This window comes from Corynebacterium sp. KPL4035 (genome assembly GCF_037908325.1).
Lineage (GTDB): Bacteria > Actinomycetota > Actinomycetes > Mycobacteriales > Mycobacteriaceae > Corynebacterium > Corynebacterium kefirresidentii.
On record NZ_JBBMGF010000013.1, the window covers coordinates 1 to 18,363 of the forward strand.

At 59.1% G+C, this 18,363-nt stretch carries 28 protein-coding genes; 9 read left to right on the plus strand and 19 right to left on the minus strand.

Features of this window, described 5'->3' with window-relative positions; all coding sequences use genetic code 11:
• Positions 1-142: 142 nt before the first annotated feature.
• Genes rplE through rplN form a run of 3 tightly spaced genes read right to left on the minus strand, consistent with a single transcriptional unit; the run spans position 143 to position 1,384 of the window.
• Positions 143-694: a 50S ribosomal protein L5 gene (gene rplE, locus WMP96_RS10230; protein ID WP_023020566.1), complete on the minus strand. Its 552-nt coding sequence runs from the start codon at positions 692-694 to the stop codon at positions 143-145.
• 2 nt (positions 695-696) lie between these two features.
• The gene (gene rplX / locus WMP96_RS10235) at positions 697-1,011 is read right to left on the minus strand and encodes a 50S ribosomal protein L24 (RefSeq protein WP_023027809.1); all 315 of its coding nucleotides are present in this window, start codon (positions 1,009-1,011) and stop codon (positions 697-699) included.
• 4 nt (positions 1,012-1,015) lie between these two features.
• Positions 1,016-1,384 carry a 50S ribosomal protein L14 gene (rplN, locus tag WMP96_RS10240; protein ID WP_005322812.1) on the minus strand — a complete coding sequence of 123 codons (369 nt, stop codon included), beginning with the start codon at positions 1,382-1,384 and terminating at the stop codon, positions 1,016-1,018.
• Between the two features lie 529 nt (positions 1,385-1,913).
• On the opposite strand from rplN, the gene WMP96_RS10245 reads away from it, so the two are divergent.
• A complete protein-coding gene (locus tag WMP96_RS10245) occupies positions 1,914-2,831 on the plus strand; it encodes a hypothetical protein (protein WP_301716677.1) in 918 nt (305 codons plus the stop codon).
• A gap of 175 nt (positions 2,832-3,006) precedes the next feature.
• Positions 3,007-3,399: a multidrug transporter gene (locus WMP96_RS10250; RefSeq protein ID WP_248100347.1), complete on the plus strand. Its 393-nt coding sequence runs from the start codon at positions 3,007-3,009 to the stop codon at positions 3,397-3,399.
• 36 nt (positions 3,400-3,435) lie between these two features.
• Here WMP96_RS10250 and WMP96_RS10255 read toward each other — a convergent pair whose 3' ends face one another.
• From WMP96_RS10255 to WMP96_RS10270, 4 genes are all read right to left on the minus strand, one after another.
• The gene (locus tag WMP96_RS10255; RefSeq protein ID WP_248100349.1) at positions 3,436-4,278 is read right to left on the minus strand and encodes an ABC transporter ATP-binding protein; all 843 of its coding nucleotides are present in this window, start codon (positions 4,276-4,278) and stop codon (positions 3,436-3,438) included.
• A gap of 85 nt (positions 4,279-4,363) precedes the next feature.
• Positions 4,364-5,398: a FecCD family ABC transporter permease gene (locus WMP96_RS10260; protein WP_023020558.1), complete on the minus strand. Its 1,035-nt coding sequence runs from the start codon at positions 5,396-5,398 to the stop codon at positions 4,364-4,366.
• A 5-nt stretch (positions 5,399-5,403) separates the two neighbouring features.
• Positions 5,404-6,486 carry a FecCD family ABC transporter permease gene (locus tag WMP96_RS10265; protein ID WP_301716678.1) on the minus strand — a complete coding sequence of 361 codons (1,083 nt, stop codon included), beginning with the start codon at positions 6,484-6,486 and terminating at the stop codon, positions 5,404-5,406.
• A complete protein-coding gene (locus tag WMP96_RS10270; protein ID WP_301716679.1) occupies positions 6,487-7,434 on the minus strand; it encodes an ABC transporter substrate-binding protein in 948 nt (315 codons plus the stop codon).
• Between the two features lie 100 nt (positions 7,435-7,534).
• Here WMP96_RS10270 and WMP96_RS10275 point away from each other — a divergent pair, with 100 nt between their 5' ends.
• Positions 7,535-8,356 carry a siderophore-interacting protein gene (locus WMP96_RS10275; RefSeq protein WP_340433321.1) on the plus strand — a complete coding sequence of 274 codons (822 nt, stop codon included), beginning with the start codon at positions 7,535-7,537 and terminating at the stop codon, positions 8,354-8,356.
• 72 nt (positions 8,357-8,428) lie between these two features.
• On the opposite strand, the gene rpsQ is transcribed toward WMP96_RS10275, so the two are convergent.
• The 11 genes from rpsQ to rpsJ are packed head-to-tail and all read right to left on the minus strand — an operon-like array spanning position 8,429 to position 13,600.
• Positions 8,429-8,737 (minus strand): 30S ribosomal protein S17, encoded by a 309-nt coding sequence (gene rpsQ, locus WMP96_RS10280; protein WP_023020554.1) that lies wholly within the window; start codon positions 8,735-8,737, stop codon positions 8,429-8,431.
• Between the two features lie 2 nt (positions 8,738-8,739).
• Complete coding sequence (rpmC, locus tag WMP96_RS10285) at positions 8,740-8,970, minus strand: 50S ribosomal protein L29 (protein WP_301716681.1); 231 nt, start codon at positions 8,968-8,970, stop codon at positions 8,740-8,742.
• Complete coding sequence (rplP, locus tag WMP96_RS10290; protein WP_023020553.1) at positions 8,970-9,386, minus strand: 50S ribosomal protein L16; 417 nt, start codon at positions 9,384-9,386, stop codon at positions 8,970-8,972. The genes rpmC and rplP overlap by 1 nt, the downstream gene beginning before the upstream one ends.
• Positions 9,387-9,389: 3 nt before the next feature.
• Positions 9,390-10,133, minus strand: a complete 744-nt coding sequence (gene rpsC, locus WMP96_RS10295) for a 30S ribosomal protein S3 (protein ID WP_023027807.1) — start codon at positions 10,131-10,133, stop codon at positions 9,390-9,392.
• The gene (rplV, locus tag WMP96_RS10300; RefSeq protein WP_005276938.1) at positions 10,133-10,495 is read right to left on the minus strand and encodes a 50S ribosomal protein L22; all 363 of its coding nucleotides are present in this window, start codon (positions 10,493-10,495) and stop codon (positions 10,133-10,135) included. The genes rpsC and rplV overlap by 1 nt, the downstream gene beginning before the upstream one ends.
• A gap of 3 nt (positions 10,496-10,498) precedes the next feature.
• Complete coding sequence (gene rpsS / locus WMP96_RS10305) at positions 10,499-10,777, minus strand: 30S ribosomal protein S19 (protein WP_005276936.1); 279 nt, start codon at positions 10,775-10,777, stop codon at positions 10,499-10,501.
• Between the two features lie 13 nt (positions 10,778-10,790).
• Entirely contained in the window at positions 10,791-11,627 is an 837-nt protein-coding gene (rplB, locus tag WMP96_RS10310; RefSeq protein ID WP_023020551.1) for a 50S ribosomal protein L2, read from the minus strand.
• A gap of 35 nt (positions 11,628-11,662) precedes the next feature.
• Positions 11,663-11,965, minus strand: coding sequence for a 50S ribosomal protein L23 (gene rplW / locus WMP96_RS10315; RefSeq protein WP_023020550.1), 303 nt, complete (start codon positions 11,963-11,965; stop codon positions 11,663-11,665).
• Positions 11,965-12,618 (minus strand): 50S ribosomal protein L4, encoded by a 654-nt coding sequence (rplD, locus tag WMP96_RS10320; RefSeq protein WP_005322847.1) that lies wholly within the window; start codon positions 12,616-12,618, stop codon positions 11,965-11,967. Before rplD ends, rplW begins: the two co-directional genes overlap by 1 nt.
• Positions 12,615-13,271: a 50S ribosomal protein L3 gene (gene rplC, locus WMP96_RS10325; RefSeq protein ID WP_023020549.1), complete on the minus strand. Its 657-nt coding sequence runs from the start codon at positions 13,269-13,271 to the stop codon at positions 12,615-12,617. Before rplC ends, rplD begins: the two co-directional genes overlap by 4 nt.
• A gap of 23 nt (positions 13,272-13,294) precedes the next feature.
• Positions 13,295-13,600, minus strand: a complete 306-nt coding sequence (gene rpsJ, locus WMP96_RS10330) for a 30S ribosomal protein S10 (RefSeq protein ID WP_003848085.1) — start codon at positions 13,598-13,600, stop codon at positions 13,295-13,297.
• 719 nt (positions 13,601-14,319) lie between these two features.
• Between rpsJ and WMP96_RS10335 the strand changes: the two genes are divergently transcribed.
• Genes WMP96_RS10335 through amaP form a run of 6 tightly spaced genes read left to right on the plus strand, consistent with a single transcriptional unit; the run spans position 14,320 to position 17,441 of the window.
• Positions 14,320-14,799, plus strand: coding sequence for an Asp23/Gls24 family envelope stress response protein (locus WMP96_RS10335; protein WP_023020548.1), 480 nt, complete (start codon positions 14,320-14,322; stop codon positions 14,797-14,799).
• A 5-nt stretch (positions 14,800-14,804) separates the two neighbouring features.
• On the plus strand, positions 14,805-15,152 hold the full coding sequence (locus tag WMP96_RS10340) for a hypothetical protein (protein WP_301716682.1): 348 nt from the start codon (positions 14,805-14,807) through the stop codon (positions 15,150-15,152).
• A 2-nt stretch (positions 15,153-15,154) separates the two neighbouring features.
• Positions 15,155-15,349, plus strand: a complete 195-nt coding sequence (locus tag WMP96_RS10345; protein WP_023020546.1) for a DUF2273 domain-containing protein — start codon at positions 15,155-15,157, stop codon at positions 15,347-15,349.
• Complete coding sequence (locus WMP96_RS10350) at positions 15,349-16,314, plus strand: lysophospholipase (RefSeq protein ID WP_301716683.1); 966 nt, start codon at positions 15,349-15,351, stop codon at positions 16,312-16,314. The genes WMP96_RS10345 and WMP96_RS10350 overlap by 1 nt, the downstream gene beginning before the upstream one ends.
• Positions 16,307-16,873, plus strand: coding sequence for a DUF6286 domain-containing protein (locus WMP96_RS10355; protein WP_023020544.1), 567 nt, complete (start codon positions 16,307-16,309; stop codon positions 16,871-16,873). Before WMP96_RS10350 ends, WMP96_RS10355 begins: the two co-directional genes overlap by 8 nt.
• Positions 16,866-17,441: an alkaline shock response membrane anchor protein AmaP gene (gene amaP / locus WMP96_RS10360; RefSeq protein ID WP_023020543.1), complete on the plus strand. Its 576-nt coding sequence runs from the start codon at positions 16,866-16,868 to the stop codon at positions 17,439-17,441. Before WMP96_RS10355 ends, amaP begins: the two co-directional genes overlap by 8 nt.
• Here the strand turns inward: amaP and WMP96_RS10365 are convergent.
• Positions 17,430-18,128 (minus strand): hypothetical protein, encoded by a 699-nt coding sequence (locus WMP96_RS10365; protein WP_023020542.1) that lies wholly within the window; start codon positions 18,126-18,128, stop codon positions 17,430-17,432. The genes amaP and WMP96_RS10365 overlap by 12 nt on opposite strands.
• Positions 18,129-18,363: the final 235 nt, after the last annotated feature.

The following is an 18,363-nucleotide window of genomic DNA, read 5'->3' on the forward strand; positions in this document are numbered from 1 at the left end:
GAATCCGGAACCCATTTCGACTCCACACAATCACCTAACCCATGTCAGGTGTTTCCACGACCACTAGAAATCAAGCGGCACTAAAACCAAAAAATTCCCCCGGCCTCCTTTCGGAGTGCCGGGGGAATGCCTCAAGCGCTATTTACTTGAACGGGAAGCCGAGCTCGCGCAGGAGCTTGCGGCCCTCGTCGTCGTTAGTAGCGGTGGTAACGACGGTGATGTCCATACCACGAGGGCGGTCGATCTTGTCGATGTCGATCTCGTAGAACATGGACTGCTCGGACAGGCCGAAGGTGTAGTTGCCGTGGCCGTCGAACTGCTGATCAGACAGACCGCGGAAGTCACGAATACGTGGCAGCGCGATGGTCAGCAGGCGGTCTAGGAACTCCCACATGCGGTCGCCGCGCAGGGTAACGCGTGCGCCAATGGGCATGCCCTCACGAAGCTTGAAGTTCGCGATGGACTTCTTAGCGCGACGCAGCTGCGGCTTTTGACCGGTAATAGCGGTCAGATCCTCGAGTGCGCCGTTGATGACCTTGGAGTCACGTGCGGCTTCGCCAACACCCATGTTGACGACAACCTTGGTGACACCAGGGATCTGCATGACGTTGTCGTACTTGAACTCGTCATTCAGGGTCTTGCGGATTTCCTCGCGGTAGCGAGTCTTCAGACGCGGGGTGTAGTTCTCGCTCATTTTTAGATGTCCTTCCCGTTGCTACGCGCGATACGGACCTTCTTGCCGTTCTCGTCGAAACGGTAGCCCACGCGGGTCGGGTTGCCTTCGGAGTCAACGATCGCAACGTTGGACACGTGGATCGGTGCTTCCTGGGTAACGATTCCGCCGGACTCGGCGCCACGCTCGGCAGCAGAGTTTGCGACGTGCTTCTTGATGCGGTTAACGCCCTCTACGAGGACCTTGTCACGCTTTGGGTATGCCTCGATGACCTTGCCCTTCGCGCCCTTATCTGGGCCCGAAATGACGATCACCATATCTCCCTTATGGATCTTCATAAGACTAGATCACCTCCGGTGCGAGAGAAACGATCTTCATGAAACGCTTGTCACGAAGTTCGCGAGCAACCGGTCCGAAGATACGGGTACCACGAGGCTCGCTATCGCCCTTGAGAACAACTGCAGCGTTCTCGTCAAAGCGAATGTAGGAGCCGTCTGGACGACGGGTTTCCTTCTTCGCACGGACGATAACTGCCTTAACTACGTCGCCTTCCTTGACGTTGCCACCTGGGACAGCGTCCTTGACAGTCGCGACGATGACGTCGCCGATGCCAGCGGAGCGTCGGACAGAGCCGCCGAGAACGCGGATGCACAGCAGTTCACGTGCACCAGAGTTGTCGGCGACGCGCAGACGCGATTCTTGCTGAATCACTATGGGTCTCCTGACCTGGATTGATGTGCGGTAAGATTTCCGTCCTTGCCGCACGCGGTCTACAAACTTGCGATGCTCAAGCCTTGACAACGGACTGTGCCGAAGGGTCTCGGACCGGCGGTTCGGAAACGCACCACTACGGGCCGACCAGCTTTTGCAACCTATACATTCAACCACACGCCAGCGCCCATACCAAAACGCCGCTTAGTGATTACCGACGCCCCCTACCTCCACATATATTTCCGTCAGTACACCCACTTACCCCTCGGCCTCTTATTTCGAATACTACGACACGCATAGGCTCCAAAATCATCGCCACAATCTGCACATATGAACCACACTTTAACAACGCTCAGTGCAAAGTCCATCGCGCAGCCATTCTAATGGTTTGATCTTTCACTGCTGTAACGCATGAGAATTTCAGTTAACTTCTGATTTTCATGCAACAACTGCAAATTCTGTGACTACTGGTATTTGCCCGCGAAAGACGTTTCTTTGCTCTTTCCCATATTTCCCGAAGGAGAAACACATGAAGCGTTTGCCACAGACCCTGACTGCTGCTGTACTGACCGGCGCACTCGCCTTTGGCGGCGCAGCTATTGCCCAGGCTCAGATGCCACTACCGGCTTCCATCGAGACCAATGGCATTACCTACGACAAGCAGCCCGACGGCAGCTACGCACCACGCAACCGCTTTGAGAACCCAGCCGGCGAGGACACCGTACCTACCCTCACTGAGGATCAAGCTCGCACCATCTGGGAGCGTCAGCAGTCAAAGGATGGTGAAAGCGCTGATCCTGAGACCCCTGGAAACGAGACTGACACTGAAGGCGCAGCCGACGCCGAGGGGACTGACTCCGAGAGCTCCAACAAAGAAGGTATCCCTGCTCCAGCTACGAAGAAGGACGCCGAGGGCAACGAGTGGTACCAGAGCCTGAAGGATCCGAAGGTTTACGTCAACGACCCAGCTCTGGTGAATGAAGAGATCACCGACGAGATGCGCAATTCTTACGCTGAGGCGTTCCTGTCTGAGGATTCGAAGCCTGAATTCGACAAGAATAAGCTGGCTTGGTTGGCACTGCCAGCTGCACTGATCATCGGTGGCATCACCTGGTACCTTTCCCAGGACGGCAAGACCTACGTCAAGGACGAGGCACGCAAGAACCAGGAACCGACCGCTGAGAAAAAGGCTGCTTCCGAGCAGATGCTGAACGCTAACAAGGACGAAGTTATCGCCCAGGTCGGTCAGCTCGCTGAGGGCGACGCTGCTCAGGCTGACGCTCCTTCCGCTCCATCTGCACCAGCTGCTGGCGAGTCCGCAGACTCCGCACGTGGTATGTCCGCTGAGACCGGCTCCAACTCCGTTGCACAGGCTCTGGCTGCTCTGGCCGTAGCTGCAATGGTCGCTGCTGGCGCTTTCGCCGCACGCTGCAAGTTCTTCGCTTAAGCAAGAGCCTTCCTAGTAAATAGGAAACTGAATTGAGACTGGCTGCGCCGGTCGGGCTTCGGCCCGGCCGGCGCAGTTTTGTTTCGTCAAAAACAGGATCCACGTAAACGGAAAACGAAGCCCCTACAAGATTGAAATGCCCGGACGCCGGGTAATTCTTAGTACAGTTTCCAGTATGACCTACACCAAGCGCACCCTGTGGCTGCACTCCGCGCTCTTTATCCTCGCGTTTCTCGCGTTTATCCTGCCTGTAGTCTTTGGCACCTCCGCTCTACTTCCTGTTTGGTTGACCGGCGGGCTGAGTCTGGGGCTAGCGGCTTGCGCGCTTGTCGACGCCGCCTATAAATTCTTCGCCCCTACCTCCCCTCGTAGCCTCCGCCTGCTCTCTGGTCTTGCCGGCCTCGTTCTGCTCATCGGCTGGGGCATCTGGGTCTATATCTACGGCAATATGGCGGCCGTGGGCACAGGTTCCTATCGAATCGGTACCTTTTTGCTCGGCGCGGGAAGCGTGCTCAATCTTTTTGTAGTGGCAATTTCCTTTCTAGATATACAAAGAAAGGTCAACTAGAGCGACTGGGCAACAGCCACAATTGGCAGGTTTCCACTAATGCGCCGCTACGACGCGGCGGGGAACAATGATGGGAGCATCGCCGAGCGGATCCTCCCAGGCTTCAGCCTCGATGCCATAGGCCTGCTCCAATACCTTCGGGGATAGCGCTTGTTTCGGCGCCCCGCGAGCGATAATTTTGCCGGCTTTCATCACCACCATGGAATCAGAATAGTGGCCGGCCAGCATGAGATCGTGCAGGACTACAACCACTGTTTTTCCCACCTGCGCCTGTGCGCGAGCCAACTCCAGCATGCGCATGGCATGGGCGGGGTCGAGAAAGGTCGTGGGTTCGTCGAGAAGCAGCACAGGCGTATCTTGTGCCAGTGCCAACGCCAGCCAGACGCGTTGGCGCTGCCCACCCGATAGCGAAGCGATATCACGATCGAGGAAGTCCACAATGTCGGTAGCCTCGCAGGCCTGCGCGATAGTCTCCCGATCCGTAGCGGAAAGGCCGCGCATCCTCCCCTGATAGGGATGACGCCCGCGCGCGACCAACTCGCCTACCCGTAGCCCATCGGGGGCCACGGGGTGCTGCGGCAGCAGCGCCACCTGCTGCGCGGCATCCTTCGCGGACAACGCATGTAGGTCAGCGTCCCCGACCATGACGCTGCCCTGCCGCGGGGCCAGGATTTTCGAGAGAGTTTTCAGCAGCGTGGACTTGCCACAGCCATTGGGCCCAATGAGCGTGGTGACTTCGCCGGCACGGGCGTGCAGATCGACGCCGGCAAGGATGTCCTCGCCATCCTTATATCCCGCATGAATGCCGGTGGCGTGGAGACTGCACCGAGGCTTCGCGCTCGTGGGCTGTTTAGGCTGATTAGGCCGATTATTCGTCATATCTTTTCCTTCATCCACGTACGACTATCTAGCACCATCCGGCGCTGTGTTTGTCCGTTTCCCCCGCTGTGCCGCGGCGCAACGTTTAGCTGCGCCCGGCCGCATTCCACACCACTATCACCAAGGCGCAGCCGCCGATGACCGAGGAAACCGCACCCACCGGCGCGTCTACCGGGATAGCGCCAGCGATGACGGCGCACACGGTAAGCAACGCCGCGCCCGCGGCTGCCGACGCCAGCGGCGATGGCGTGGGGGTGCGCGCCACCATCCGCGCCAGGTGCGGCGCTAGCAGCGCGATAAACCCAATGGGTCCCACCACCGAGACCACCACGGCGCTGATACCGGTTGCCGCGATAAGCAGAAGAGAGCGCTGGCGGGAGATATTCACGCCCAGGGTGGTTGCGGAGGAATCATCATGGGCAAGCAACGGCAATTCCCGCGCGCACCAGATGCCTATAGCGAGAAACGGCGCTAATGCCGCCAGCAGGGGGAGGATGACCTCCATGCGCACAAATCCAGTCGATCCCGCAAGCCACGTTTGCGCCTCCGCAGCGCGCAGGACCTGGGCGCTGCGCATCAAATACGCCACGATGGCCTGAAACAGCAGCGATAAGGCAATACCGACGATGACGATGCGGTTGCTCGTACCGATGCCACCAAGGGTGGCGAGGAGGAGGACAACGAGGAGGGCGCCGATCGTCGCCAAGCATGCTCGCCACCAAAACTCCGGGATGCCCTCAGCGAAACTGGGGCGCGAATGCACGGTGCCCAGGACCACCAGCACCGATGCCCCGCCGGTAACGCCTAAAATATCCGGCGAGGCGAGCGGGTTGCGGGCCATGGTTTGCGTCCAAGAACCGGCCAGGCCGAGGGCGGTGCCCACGATGACGGTGGCGATAGCAACCGGCAGGCGCAAGTCCCACACCACCCTGATGTGGCTCTCGCTGCCGCCGCCGGTGAGGACATCGATGACTTGCCGTGGGCTCAGTTCCACGGAACCTTGCCCCAACAATACTAAGTACGCGATAAGGGCGATAAGGATAAATGCCAACGTGGAAGCGAGCACGCGCGCGTGCCGACGGCGTTGCTGCGCTGTTAAAATTGTGCTGATCGTGGTCATGCGTTTTACCCCCACGTTCTGCCCATTCCTCGGTGGGCACCCCAAATGAGGAAGGGTGCGCCCACTACCGCGAGGACGATGGACATCTCCAGCTCCGAGTTACCCACAACGAGGCGGCCGATGATATCGGCGGCAAGCACGGCACAACCACCTAAGAGCGCGGAGGGCAAAAGCATGGTAGCAACGCTAGGGCCCACCACCCGCCGCACGATGTGAGGAATGGCAAAGCCGACGAAGGCAATGGGCCCCGTTGCCGCCGTTGCACTGCCGGCCAGCACCACGACGCTGAGCGCCGCGCCCACCCGCGCGGTGGTGGGGGACCCGCCCAAGGCGAGGGAGGACTCCTCCCCCATAGCCAAAAGGTCGAGGGGTCTGGCTGCCATCGCCGCGCACGCTAGGCCGATAACAAGCCCTATGCCCGCGATCGCGACGTCTTCTGGGCCGCGGCCAAAGGTGGATCCGATGGTCCACCGCCGCATGCTATCGAGGACGTCCGTGGAATAAAGGCCGATGATCATCGCGCCCGATCCCAAGGCGGCGGAGACGCCGGCACCTACCAGAACGAGCGTCAGGGGATCCTGAAACCGCCGCGATACGGCTAAGACCAGCAGCGTGGTAATACCCGCGCCAGCGAGCGCGAGGGTAGTCCGCATACCGGTGGAGGTAGCAATGCCGATGGCCGTGCCTATGGCAACAAAGAATGACGCACCCGCGGTAACGCCAATAAACCCTGGATCCGCCAGCGGGTTTCTGGTCCACGATTGCGCCAGTACACCGGCCACAGCAAGGGCCGCGCCGGCGAAATAAGCCAGGAAGGTGCGCGGCATGCGCAGGTTCCACACGATATCGTGGATATCCTGCTCCCCTGCTCCGTGCAGGGCGGCGATGACCTCCCCGGGCGGAATCGAGCGGGATCCTAGCGTCAAGGACGCCACCGCCAACACCAGGCTGGCGAGGATGAGGGCAACAAGGAGCAGCTTGTGACTCTGTGCCCGCGTCATTACCGGTGCGGCGGCGCCGGTGGCGGTAGGACTATCTGCGGTGTTATCCGTCTGGATTTTTTGGCCGACTTTCGTGGTTGCTGACAATTACAGCTTCTCTTCAAACTTATCTACTGCCCAGGGGATGGTCACCGGGTTCGGCATACTCATGGCATTACCGGTATCCGTATCCAGGTAGCGCACGCGACCATCCTTGACAACGTCGAGGCCTTGGAAGGTCTTATCCTTCTTCAAGGCTTCGGAGGAACCGTTGTAGTCCAGGACAAAGAGGTAATCAACCTGGTTAAGTTTTGCGTAATTTTCTGGGGCAATGTCAACGAAGAAGCTGCTGCCATCGCCCTGCAAGGCATCGGGGATCTCCATGCCAAGATCCTCGATGAATTGTCCGCGCCCGTCCTCCTCGGTGTAGAGGCCGATTTTGCCGTCATAAGGCATGACGATGGCCGCAGATTTATCCTGCAATTCCGTGTGCTCGCGGCGGAATTCCTCGAAGGCCTTTTCGGTGTCATCGATAAGCTTATCGCCTTCGTCTTCCTTACCCACCGCGTCTGCAATGGTTTCTACCTGCTTTTCCCAGGGCACCTGCCAGTCTTCATAGCCATCTGGCTTGACGGTGGTAGGCGCGATGTCTTCCAGGGATTCCTTCGTATGCGCATCCACGGCCTGGTTCACCGCAATGATCTGGGTGGGATCTGCCGCGGTGATCTGCTCAAAGGTATCCGCGGTGAATCCGGTTGCGGTGTTATAAATCACCTCAGGCTTTGCATCGCCCAAAAGCTTCTCTGCCCAGGGGCCGACGCCGGAGCGATCACCATCGCCCTCAGCACCCCACGGTGCCACCGCCACGGGAGTGATCCCCAGGGCAAGCAGCGTATCGGCGTCACCCAGGCCCAGGCTAGCCACCCGCTGCTCGCTGGAAGCGTCAGTAGCCTTAGCCGTTTCATCGCCTTCACCGCGAGAGCAGCCTCCTAAGGCTACGGCTCCGGCAGAAAGCACTGCTACTGCACCCAAACTACGACGGCCGAAAATCTTCACCAGGCTAGCCCTTTCAAGAAGGAGGAAAATAACTTTGCTTAGCCTATACCGCAAAGAGTAATTTAGGCAAGCCTTAGTTTATTATGAGTATATTAGACGCATGAACTCTTCCCCACAATCCGCCACGATGCGTCAACACGAACTCATCCCCGTTATTCTGACCGCTAATAAACGGATCCGGCCACGCCTGCACCGCCTGACTTTTTATGCCGAGGCATTCCGGACATACACCCTCTCCGGACCCGATGAATTCTTTGGACTCGTCATGCCACAAGCCGGACAGGAATTTAGGCCCTTCCCCGTCGACGGCATAAACCTCCGCTCGGCGGTAAGCGCGATTTGCGAGGAGAGGCGGCCGGACCTGCGCTGGTATACCATCCGCGCGCGCCATTCAGAAGAAGCCACAGTCGATGTCGACGTGGTCACCCACGGCGATTCCGGACCTGGCTCGCGGTGGATTCGCCGCGCACGAGCCGGCGATACGGCGGGATTCTTTACGTGCAACGACTTGTGGCGACCAACCGAGTCGGCACAACTTCTAGTCGCCGATGCATCCGCCCTGCCCGCCCTGCGGCACATCTTGGCCTACCAAGAAAACCATAACCCGGCGATGCTTCGAGCCACCGACGTTATGGCCGTGGTAACCAGCGAGGACGAGGTAGAGCCGGGCCTTGCAACTCGGTGGGAGACGAGCGTCCGCAGCCTGCGCATCATTCATACCCAACCGCGTCAGGTGGCGGATGCTGTCGTAGCCGCTCTAAGAGCGGACTATGCCCGTGCGCCGGGGCCAGGGTACGTGTGGGCTTCCGGCGAGGGGGAGCTAGCAAAGAGCGTACGAAGCCTCGCGGTGAATGAGTGGGGCCTGGATACCACCGACGTCACGTGGGTTCCCTACTGGTTTTATGGAAGGGCCCGACCGTAGCTAAGCCCGAAAACGGCGAAGGCCCCTACCCCGAACCATTAGATTCGGAGCAGGGGCTGCGCTGGCTAGTTTTTACTTAGCCTTCTCGATGATCTCAACGAGACGGAAGTGCTTGTCCTTGGACAGCGGGCGGGTCTCAGCGATGCGTACGAGATCGCCGATGCCTGCGGTTTCTTCCTCGTCGTGCGCCTTAACCTTCTTGTTAGAACGCATGATCTTGCCGTACAGGGCGTGCTGCTTGCGGTCTTCCAGCTCGACAACGATGGTCTTGTTCATCTTGTCGGATACTACATAGCCGGTGCGAACCTTAGGAGCGCCCTTGACCTTCTCCTTCTTCGGAGTAGGTGCCTTCTTGGAATCAGTCACGTTAGCCTCACTCATGATTAAGCCTCAGCTCCCGGAGCAACGGACAGGCCCAGCTCGCGCTCGCGCAGAACGGTGTAGATGCGGGCAATGTCGCGCTTAACCGTGCCGATGCGGCGGTTGTTGGTCAGCTGGCCGGTGGCCTTCTGGAAGCGAAGGTTGAACAGTTCTTCCTTCGCATTCTTCAGGCGGGACTGCAGCTCAGCATTGTCGAGCTCACGGAACTCGTGGGCGGGGGTACCGGTTGCCATTAGAACTGGTCCTCCTTCTTGATGATACGGACCTTGCAAGGAAGCTTCTGGCCAGCGCGGCGCAGAGCCTCAATTGCAACGGCATCGTTCGGATAGCTCATCTCGAAAAGTACGCGGCCCGGCTTAACGTTAGCCACCCACTTCTCAACCGGGCCCTTACCGGAACCCATACGAACGCCGAGCGGCTTCTGGGTCAACGGACGGTCCGGGAAGATGTTGATCCACACCTTGCCACCACGCTTGACGTGGCGGTTGATGGCAATACGTGCGGCCTCAATCTGACGGTTGGTGATGTACGCCGGCTCGAGAGCCTGGATAGCGTAATCGCCGAAGTTGATGCGGTTACCGCCCTTGGACACGCCGCGACGGTTCGGGCGGTGCTGACGGCGGTACTTAACACGCTTAGGAATCAGCATGGATTAGCCCTCCTGCTTCTGCTGTGCACGCTGGCGGCGCTGGCCACCGCGGCGGGAGCGACCATTGCGGTCACGGCCACGGCCCTGTGCCGGAGCGTTCAGTTCGGACTCGCGTACGCCACCGACGACGTCACCCTTGTAGATCCACACCTTGATGCCAATGCGGCCGAAGGTGGTGTGGGCCTCTGCGGTGCCGTAATCGATTTCGGCGCGAAGAGTGTGCAGCGGAACGCGACCCTCGTGGTAGCGCTCAACGCGCGACATTTCAGCACCACCCAGGCGGCCGGACAGCAGAATCTTGATGCCCTTGACCTGTGGCTGGCGCATAGCGGACTGGATAGCCTTGCGCATTGCACGACGGAATGCGACGCGGTTAACCAGCTGCTCCGCGATGGAGTGAGCAACCAGGGTTGCGTTTGCGTCTACCTGCTTGACCTCGAGGATGTTGAGGGCAACCATCTTGCCGGTGAGCTTTTCCAGCTCGCGGCGGATACGGTCAGCCTCAGCACCGCGGCGGCCAATCACGATGCCCGGGCGGGCGGTGTGAATGTCGACGCGGACGCGGTCGCGGGTGCGCTCGATAACGACGTCGGCAATGCCGGCGCGCTCGAGGCCCTTGTTGAGGTAGTTACGAATCTTGATGTCTTCGGCTACGTAGTTCGCGTAGTCCTTATCGGCGAACCAGTGGGTCTTCCAGTCGGAAGTGATGCCCAAACGTAGGCCGTGAGGATGGATCTTCTGGCCCATTACTTGGCCCCTTCCTGCTGGCTTTCGACCACCACGGTGATGTGGCTGGTGCGCTTACGAATCATGAATGCACGACCCTGTGCACGCGGCTGGAAACGACGCATGGTCGGACCCTCGTTGGCATAAGCCTCGGAGATGACCAGGGTACGTGGGTCGAGGCCGAAGTTGTTCTCAGCGTTAGCGGCTGCAGAAGCAACGACCTTAGCAACTGGCTTGGAAGCACCCTGCGGTGCGTACTTCAGGATAGCCAGGGCTTCGCTTACGGACTTGCCGCGGACCAGATCGAGCACGCGACGTGCCTTCATCGGGGTGACGCGGACGTAGCGGGCCGTGGCGGATGCGGAGGTGATGGTCTCACTCATCGCTTATCGACGTCCCTTCTTGTCATCCTTGACGTGACCCTTAAAGGTCTTGGTTGGTGCAAACTCGCCCAGCTTGTGGCCGACCATGGAGTCCTCGATGAAAACCGGCACGTGCTTGCGGCCGTCGTGGACGGCGAAAGTGTGACCGATGAAATCGGGGAGAATGGTCGAGCGGCGAGACCAGGTCTTGATGACCTGCTTGGTGCCTGCATCGTTCTGAGCATCCACCTTGTTGAGGAGGTGCTCATCGACGAACGGGCCCTTCTTAAGGCTGCGTGGCATTGTTTACCTCCTCTTAGCGCTTCTTGTTCGGGCGACGACGGCGCACGATCATGTTGTTGGAGTAACGGTTCGGGTTGCGGGTGCGACCCTCCTTGTGGCCCCATGGGGACACAGGGTGGCGACCACCCGAGGTCTTACCCTCACCACCACCGTGTGGGTGGTCAACCGGGTTCATTACGACACCGCGGACGGTCGGGCGAACGCCCTTCCATCGCATACGGCCGGCCTTGCCCCAGCGGATGTTCATCTGCTCGGCATTGCCAACCTCACCAACGGTGGCGCGGCAGCGGATATCCACACGGCGGATTTCGGAAGACGGCATACGCAGAACTGCGTACTTGCCTTCCTTACCCAGCAGCTGAATGGAAGCACCAGCGGAGCGAGCCAGCTTAGCGCCAGCACCCGGCTTGAGCTCAACAGCGTGGATGGTAGAACCGGTCGGGATATTACGCAGAGGCAGGTTGTTGCCAACCTTGATATCTGCATTCGGGCCGGACTCTACGATGGTGCCCTGCTTCAGACCCTTAGGGGCGATGATGTAGCGCTTTTCGCCATCAACGTAGTGAAGCAGTGCAATGTTTGCGGTGCGGTTCGGGTCGTACTCGATGTGAGCGACCTTTGCCGGGATGCCGTCCTTGTCGTTACGACGGAAGTCGATCAGACGGTAACGGCGCTTGTGGCCACCGCCGATATGGCGGGTGGTGATGCGGCCGTAGTTGTTACGGCCACCAGTCTTGCTCAGCGGGCGCAGCAGGGACTTCTCCGGAGTAGAACGAGTGATCTCGTCAAACTCAGAAACGGAGGATGCGCGGCGACCCGGAGTTGTCGGCTTGTACTTACGAATAGCCATAATTCTTCCTTTTCCTTTCGGCTCTCCGGTGACGCTTAAGCGCCGCCGCCGAAGACGTCGATGGAGTCGCTGCCTTCACGGAGCGTCACATATGCACGCTTGGTGGACTTACGCTGGCCGTAACCGGTGCGGGTGCGCTTACGCTTGCCTGCACGGTTCACGGTGTTCACGGAGTCGACCTTGACGTCAAAGATCTGCTCTACGGCATCTTTAATCTGGGACTTATTGGAGTCCGTGGAGACGTAGAACGTGTACACGTTCTGCTCCATCAGACCGTAGGACTTCTCGGATACAACCGGGGCGATGATGATATCGCGTGGGTTAGAAATCTTAGCCATTAGTTCTCCTCCTTATCCGCGCCCGTTGCGCGGTTGATGAAGGTGTGTAGCGCCTCAACGGAGAACACAACGTCATCGGAGTAGAGAACGTCGTAGGTGTTGAGCTGGCCAGCGTCCAGGATCTGAACGTTAGGCAGGTTATTAGCGCTACGACGAGCGTTGATGTCCTCGCGGCCGATGACCAGGAGCACGTTCTTGCGCTCGGTCAGGGACTCGAGGAAGGCCTTAGCCGACTTGGTGGACGGCTTCTGGCCCGGTACGAGCTCTTCGATGACGTGGATGCGCTCGTTGCGAGCACGGTCAGACAGTGCACCGAAGAGAGCAGCCTTGATCATCTTCTTAGGGGTGCGCTGTGCGTAGTCGCGCGGCTGTGGGCCATGGACGGTGCCGCCACCGGTGTAATGCGGTGCGCGGATGGAGCCCTGGCGTGCACGGCCGGTGCCCTTCTGACGGAAAGGCTTGCGACCACCACCGCGGACATCGCCGCGGGTCTTGGTTGCGTGGGTGCCCTGGCGTGCAGCAGCAAGCTGAGCGTTAACAACCTGGTGCATCAGAGCAATGGATGCCTCGGTGTCAAAGATTTCAGCAGGCAGGTCTACAGAGCCGTTGGTCTTACCCTCGGAAGTGTGGACGTCTAGCTTGAGGTTGCTCATGCGTGTGCACCGCCCTTCACTGCGGTCTTAACGGTGACGAGGCCGCCGCGCGCACCAGGGATAGCACCCTTGATGAGCAGCAGGTTGGACTCGGCATCGATTTTCTGAATCTTCAGGTTCTGGGTGGTCACGCGGTCCTGGCCCATACGGCCAGCCATGCGCTTGCCCTTGAAGACGCGGCCCGGGGTAGCAGCGCCGCCGATGCCACCAACGCGGCGGTGAGCGGCCTGGTTACCGTGAGCTGCGCCCTGGCCTGCGAAGCCGTGGCGCTTCATGGCACCAGCGTAGCCGTGGCCCTTGGTCTTGCCGGTGACGTCAACGAAGGTGATGCCCTCGAAGATGTCAACCTTGACCTCTTGGCCAACCTCATAAGCAGAGGTGTCGTCCATGCGGATTTCCGCAACGTGACGGCGTGGGGTTACGCCAGCCTTCTTGAAGTGACCACCAACCGGCTTATTTGCCTTGCGTGGGTCGATTTCGCCAAAGGCGATCTGGATGGCGCTGTAGCCATCGGTTTCGGGGGTGCGAATCTGGGTGACAACGCATGGCCCTGCCTCGACGACGGTAACCGGTACAACGCGGTTGTCCTCGTCGAAGACCTGGGTCATGCCGAGCTTCTTGCCCAGAATGCCCTTGATCTCGTTTTCACTCATTATTTGTTCTCCACCAAAGTCGCTTACTGGATGTTCACGTCGACGCTTGCCGGAAGATCGATGCGCATAAGAGCATCAACGGTCTTCGGGGTTGGGTCGAGAATGTCGATCAGGCGCTTGTGAGTGCGCATCTCGAAGTGCTCGCGAGAGTCCTTGTACTTGTGCGGAGAACGAATAACTGCGTATACGTTCTTCTCGGTTGGGAGCGGCACTGGGCCGACTACACGAGCACCGGTACGGGTAACGGTCTCGACGATCTTCTTTGCAGAAGCGTCGATAGCCTCGTGGTCATAGGCCTTCAGCCGAATGCGGATTTTTTGTCCCGCCACGCTTATCCTCTTCCTCGCTTCCCCACTTTCACATTCCCGGCGTTTCCGGGGCGTGAAGCGGTGGGAAATTGCTTCTCGATTTCTCTATAACGTTGTCCGGGCTTGGGGGCCTGACACAACGCCAGTGGTCTGACTGTCATGACGACCAAGAGTTGCGGTACATGGCAAGCGCCAGAACGCAGTGCTCTCGACGGGGTACAAGACCCGTGGTCAAAGTATTGTGAAGAGGACGGTTTTCACGCATTACACGTGGAGAGTGTCCAATTCGTCTACTGCCGCTGTTTATTTGCCATGCCCCTTCTCCGGTCCATCTTCTCGGGGTGTCACTGCTCTAACGCGGACCTAGCCCGATCGGATGACCTTCCAGTCAATGTTTCAAGTTCCCCTGAAACATGGCGACAACGAAGGTGTCATGTTCGCTTTACCAGCTCAGCGTCTCCCCGAGACTGCGCTTGACGACGTCCGTCGCTCGCACCACATCTCGGTTCTCGCTACCCTGTTAAAGCAACCTTTGTATTTAAGCATGTTGGGCTGCGGTTTTTCAAGCCGCGTATTAAACCGTGCCAAAAATCACGTTTTGGAAAATTTTGTTGCCTCGCACCCCACACTCGGCTGAGAAGTATCTAAACTCGGAGGCAATGGCTGTGGACTCTTTGTCCTGCCTAGATAGTTGAATATCGCGTTCATGCATTACCCAATAAAGAAAGGCTCACTCGCCCATGTCTGAAAACAAGACCCCTGCACAAAACTCTGACAACCAGGTTCCCGCTTCCGAGGAGCGCGAGGTCAATAACAACCTGGAAACCCAGTACGGCACCACCACCATCGATGATGTCGTGGTCTCCAAGATTGCCGGCATCGCAGCCCGCGAGGTTTCCGGCGTGGATTCCCTGGGTGGCGGCGGCGCCCGCATGATCGGCAATATTCGCGAGTCTTTCGGTGCTTCCGAGGACGTCCGCCAGGGCGTAGACGTAGAGGTAGCAGAAGGCTCCGCCCGCATCGAGATTGCAATTACGGCTGAGTACGGCGTGGCCATCCACGAGCTCGCTGAGGCTATCCGCCGCAACATCATGAATGCTGTAGAGCGCATGACTGGCCTGAGTGTCGAGCGCGTCAACGTTGTTGTTCACGATGTCAAGCTGCCGAAAGATGAGTCCGAGTCTGAAGACCAGGCTGCTTTGAACCAGGGTCAGGCCTAAGCCCAATGCCTGAGCCCCGAGCACATTTCGAGCTCGAGGTAAGCCACGCCCACGCTATTGCACAGGCCATCACGAAGGTCCGCGGCGTCGCTGCACTCGACGGCGGTTCGTTCGGTTCGGTGAGTTTGTACCTCCCAGGCGAGCGCATCGTCGGTATGCGGCGACCCAATCCGCGCGACGATCGCCACCTGCAGATCAACATCCGCGTCGATATCAGCGCGGCGCCGGACCTTTATGCCTTGGCAGAAGACATCCGGTCCGCCGCACGAGGGGCATGTCCCGAACTGCAGCGCATTGACGTTGAGTTTTCTGACGCCGTGGATGGCTTATCCGCTGCTCCATCGAAGGAATAGATATGAAAAATTACACCACTTTGGGCATCATTTCCGGCCTTATTCTTGCCTTCTTTTTGCACCTAGGTTGGGGTCCGACCCTGCTCGCCGTACTCCTTGCTGCCATTGGCGGAATCGTGGGAGCACACTTTGATGGCCGTATCGATCTCACCTCGGTGTGGAATGGCCTCATCGGTAAGGAGAAAGGCCAAGGTTAATGACAGATAGTTCCACTCAGGGCCACACGCGTATCTCGCTGCGGACCATGGAACGCATCGTTACCGCCGCGATCGCTAGCGTCCCCGGCACCAAGGCCATAGAGGCCAAGCTAGCGGGCATCGGCGGCCGCGGTTTTCCACGGGTCTCGGTCCAAATGGACTCGGAGCGCGAGGTAGCGGCCGTCAACGCCACTATCGGCGTGGTGTGGCCCTCGCCGGTTACTACGGTGGCGGAGCATACCCGCGCCGCCATTTCAGAAGCCATCGCGGCACATACCGGTTATTCCACTACACGCGTTAATGTCACCGTTGGCGGTTCCGTTCCGGGCAATCGGGTAACAGCGGCAGAAGTGGAGCAGCGCCAGGTTGCTGCTGCCGTCGCGCCGCACATCACGCCCTCGCCGGTCTGGCAGCCGGTCACTGCCGAGTCGGTCAACGTACGCAGCATTGCCACACCGCAGAAAACACCGGTGCGCAGCGTCACTGCCCCGGACTCCGACATCGCGGTGCGGTCCGTAAACACTCCGCGCGAGGCTGAGGTACGCAGTGTCTCTGCTGATCTCCCTGACCACCACCTGCGCGAAATCTCTTCCCCAGGTGAACATGCGCTGCGGTCTCTCAAAGAGCCTAAGCCGGTACACGTTCACAGCGTGGCGGCACCGCGCCCAGCCAAGCTGGTCCCCAGCGGACAGGTTCGCCCGCTGTCGCGAAAAGTACAGGTATCAGCTCCTCGGCCGCAGCCGCTGCGTGATATCGAGATCCGCCACGAGTGGACACCGCGCCGCGTGCAGACCCCTAAGTCCGTTCCTGCGCGAAAGGTACAAGCCCCTCGACCACAAGCACTCAAACGTATTGAGGTCACCCCGGCCAACCCTCGCCCACTGCACGTGGATGTGCCACGGCCGGAGCCGTTGCGCGCCATTTCCATAAACCCCTACCGCCCACAAGGAGGCAACCATGGCTGAACAGCACATGCCTGAACACTTTGGGCAGCAGCCGAAGGCGTCTCCAGCGGCGCGATCGTGGGCTGTGATTCTAGGGCTGCTTCTGATCGCCGCGGGCATCGTCGGCGTGCGCGAGACGTGGCTTGTAGGTTCTGGTTCCGATGCCCAATCGTGGGTACAGCCAGTACTTAACCTCATCGCCACTGAACAGCTGCAGACCTGGATGATTTGGGCCGGTGTCGCATCCATCATCGTCGGCCTTATCTTCCTATTTGCAACGCTAAAGACGCGCCGCACAACGCACCTGCAGCTGGCTTCCGATACCGCGTCCATGTGGATGCGGCCGGTAGATATCGCTCGCCTATCTTCGGCGACTGCTCGCCGCGTGCCGGGCGTTGCCTCCGCACAGACCTCAGCGGATAAAAAGACCGCTAAGGTCACCGTCAATGGTGATACCGACGATGCCGAGCTGCAGGGCCGAGTAGAGACCGCGGTTACGCAGTGCCTGGCGCACTTAAAGAATCCGCCACAGGTCACCGTAGCTGTAGAAAAGATTCCGGAGTTGGATAACAATGTCTAGAAAACTTGCTACTTTTGACCGTATCCTGCTCGGCCTGCTGGGAATAATCCTCATCGCTTTGGGCGTGTGGCCCATCCTTATCCACTTCAATGTGGAGTTTGCCAAGTACTTAGCCCTGTGGGTGGACCACGATGCGTGGAAGACGTTGGCGGACAATGACTGGTGGGTCTGGGCGCTGGCCGGTGGTTCCGCACTACTGCTTATCGTAGGCCTGTGGCTCGTGGTAGCTAACCTGCGCCACCGTCGCTTTAATAACGTGGAGTCTGCATCGTCTAATGACAAGGGATCTATCACGACGTCGATGAACGCTATTGCCGGTGCTGTGGCCCAGGATCTGGATGGAATTAAGGGCGTCGAGCACGTGGAGCGGCTCGTGGCTTATGACCGTGCCCGCCCTACCCTGCAGTACACGGTCACGGCCAATCCGGATACCCCGGTGGAGCGCCTTACTGGCGCCGTGGAGACCAATGAACGCGATTTCCGCGCGGCTTTCCCGGACGCGGATTTGGACACCATTTATAAACTGCAATTCAGCAAGGTTGGGCCTCTGAAGGACCTATCCGAATAGCGGGTTCGGGGTCTCTGCCACTAGGACCTCTTCAATGGCCCCCAAACGGGCCGATTCGCCGCCCCCGAGGATCACTTCCAGTTCCTCTCCGGGGCGGCATTTTTCTATTCGCTGCCAAGAATAATCCTGGCGAGTAACGCGGCGATTTTCCTTGGCAAATAGGTGTAACCCATGGTCAAGAACGCCAATGGCCCCGGAGAAGCGAAGAACAAAGACGAAATCGCCTAACTCCTGTCGCTTCAGGCCCTTGAGGTCTGGGCACGTAGTGCTCAACCGCATGAGGCTGGTAACCACGCCAAAGCGGTGCTCGAAGCCTTCTGTATCACGAATGGTAAAAGGCCGGCCGGGCCCGGTTGGGCGAATGGAATCATATGCCCATACCACGGGTTGAGCTTGTGGACGGCGCACGATGACGTGGGTGGGGGTGGCGGTAATGCGGTTAGTGGGGGCGTCGGCAAGCACCAGCCACTCCCCTTCCGCAATGCGTCCGTTATCCAAGGGCAGAAGCGGTGGATGCACGGCCGCTTGTCGCTGCAACTCCGCTACCAGCTCCGCATCGCTCGCACCCCAACCGATGCCCCGATTAGCCAGCATGGCAAAGAAGGTGGCGAGGCTGAGGTCGGGTTGGCCTTCCCAGGCGCGACGGAGGGACTCAAGAGTGGGATCGATGCGGGTGGGGTCATCCATATCCGCCAAGACTACCCAGCGCCGGCGACAGGCAAGCGGTCGGGGCGCGGGCGAAGATATTCACCCCCGAGTTAATTTCATTCAATTAAATAAATACTATAAGTGTTCAACAATCGCGAACGCCATATCCCCTGTTCATCGGCGCTTTATTGCACTATTTTCCCACCTCGTCACCTCCGCCAATACCTATCACGTTAAAGGGGATTTATATCACGGGGCTAATTCGATTGTGCCC

Coding starts and splice junctions, on each gene's coding strand:
- rplE (WP_023020566.1), bottom strand. CDS start 694: ATGAGCGAGAACTACACCCCGCGTCTGAAGACTCGCTACCGCGAGGAA.
- rplX (WP_023027809.1), bottom strand. CDS start 1,011: ATGAAGATCCATAAGGGAGATATGGTGATCGTCATTTCGGGCCCAGAT.
- WMP96_RS10245 (WP_301716677.1), top strand. CDS start 1,914: ATGAAGCGTTTGCCACAGACCCTGACTGCTGCTGTACTGACCGGCGCA.
- WMP96_RS10250 (WP_248100347.1), top strand. CDS start 3,007: ATGACCTACACCAAGCGCACCCTGTGGCTGCACTCCGCGCTCTTTATC.
- WMP96_RS10255 (WP_248100349.1), bottom strand. CDS start 4,278: ATGACGAATAATCGGCCTAATCAGCCTAAACAGCCCACGAGCGCGAAG.
- WMP96_RS10260 (WP_023020558.1), bottom strand. CDS start 5,398: ATGACCACGATCAGCACAATTTTAACAGCGCAGCAACGCCGTCGGCAC.
- WMP96_RS10275 (WP_340433321.1), top strand. CDS start 7,535: ATGAACTCTTCCCCACAATCCGCCACGATGCGTCAACACGAACTCATC.
- rpsQ (WP_023020554.1), bottom strand. CDS start 8,737: ATGAGTGAGGCTAACGTGACTGATTCCAAGAAGGCACCTACTCCGAAG.
- rpmC (WP_301716681.1), bottom strand. CDS start 8,970: ATGGCAACCGGTACCCCCGCCCACGAGTTCCGTGAGCTCGACAATGCT.
- rplP (WP_023020553.1), bottom strand. CDS start 9,386: ATGCTGATTCCTAAGCGTGTTAAGTACCGCCGTCAGCACCGCCCGAAC.
- rpsC (WP_023027807.1), bottom strand. CDS start 10,133: ATGGGCCAGAAGATCCATCCTCACGGCCTACGTTTGGGCATCACTTCC.
- rplV (WP_005276938.1), bottom strand. CDS start 10,495: ATGAGTGAGACCATCACCTCCGCATCCGCCACGGCCCGCTACGTCCGC.
- rpsS (WP_005276936.1), bottom strand. CDS start 10,777: ATGCCACGCAGCCTTAAGAAGGGCCCGTTCGTCGATGAGCACCTCCTC.
- rplB (WP_023020551.1), bottom strand. CDS start 11,627: ATGGCTATTCGTAAGTACAAGCCGACAACTCCGGGTCGCCGCGCATCC.
- rplW (WP_023020550.1), bottom strand. CDS start 11,965: ATGGCTAAGATTTCTAACCCACGCGATATCATCATCGCCCCGGTTGTA.
- rplD (WP_005322847.1), bottom strand. CDS start 12,618: ATGAGCAACCTCAAGCTAGACGTCCACACTTCCGAGGGTAAGACCAAC.
- rplC (WP_023020549.1), bottom strand. CDS start 13,271: ATGAGTGAAAACGAGATCAAGGGCATTCTGGGCAAGAAGCTCGGCATG.
- WMP96_RS10335 (WP_023020548.1), top strand. CDS start 14,320: ATGTCTGAAAACAAGACCCCTGCACAAAACTCTGACAACCAGGTTCCC.
- WMP96_RS10340 (WP_301716682.1), top strand. CDS start 14,805: ATGCCTGAGCCCCGAGCACATTTCGAGCTCGAGGTAAGCCACGCCCAC.
- WMP96_RS10345 (WP_023020546.1), top strand. CDS start 15,155: ATGAAAAATTACACCACTTTGGGCATCATTTCCGGCCTTATTCTTGCC.
- WMP96_RS10350 (WP_301716683.1), top strand. CDS start 15,349: ATGACAGATAGTTCCACTCAGGGCCACACGCGTATCTCGCTGCGGACC.
- WMP96_RS10355 (WP_023020544.1), top strand. CDS start 16,307: ATGGCTGAACAGCACATGCCTGAACACTTTGGGCAGCAGCCGAAGGCG.
- amaP (WP_023020543.1), top strand. CDS start 16,866: ATGTCTAGAAAACTTGCTACTTTTGACCGTATCCTGCTCGGCCTGCTG.
- WMP96_RS10365 (WP_023020542.1), bottom strand. CDS start 18,128: ATGGATGACCCCACCCGCATCGATCCCACTCTTGAGTCCCTCCGTCGC.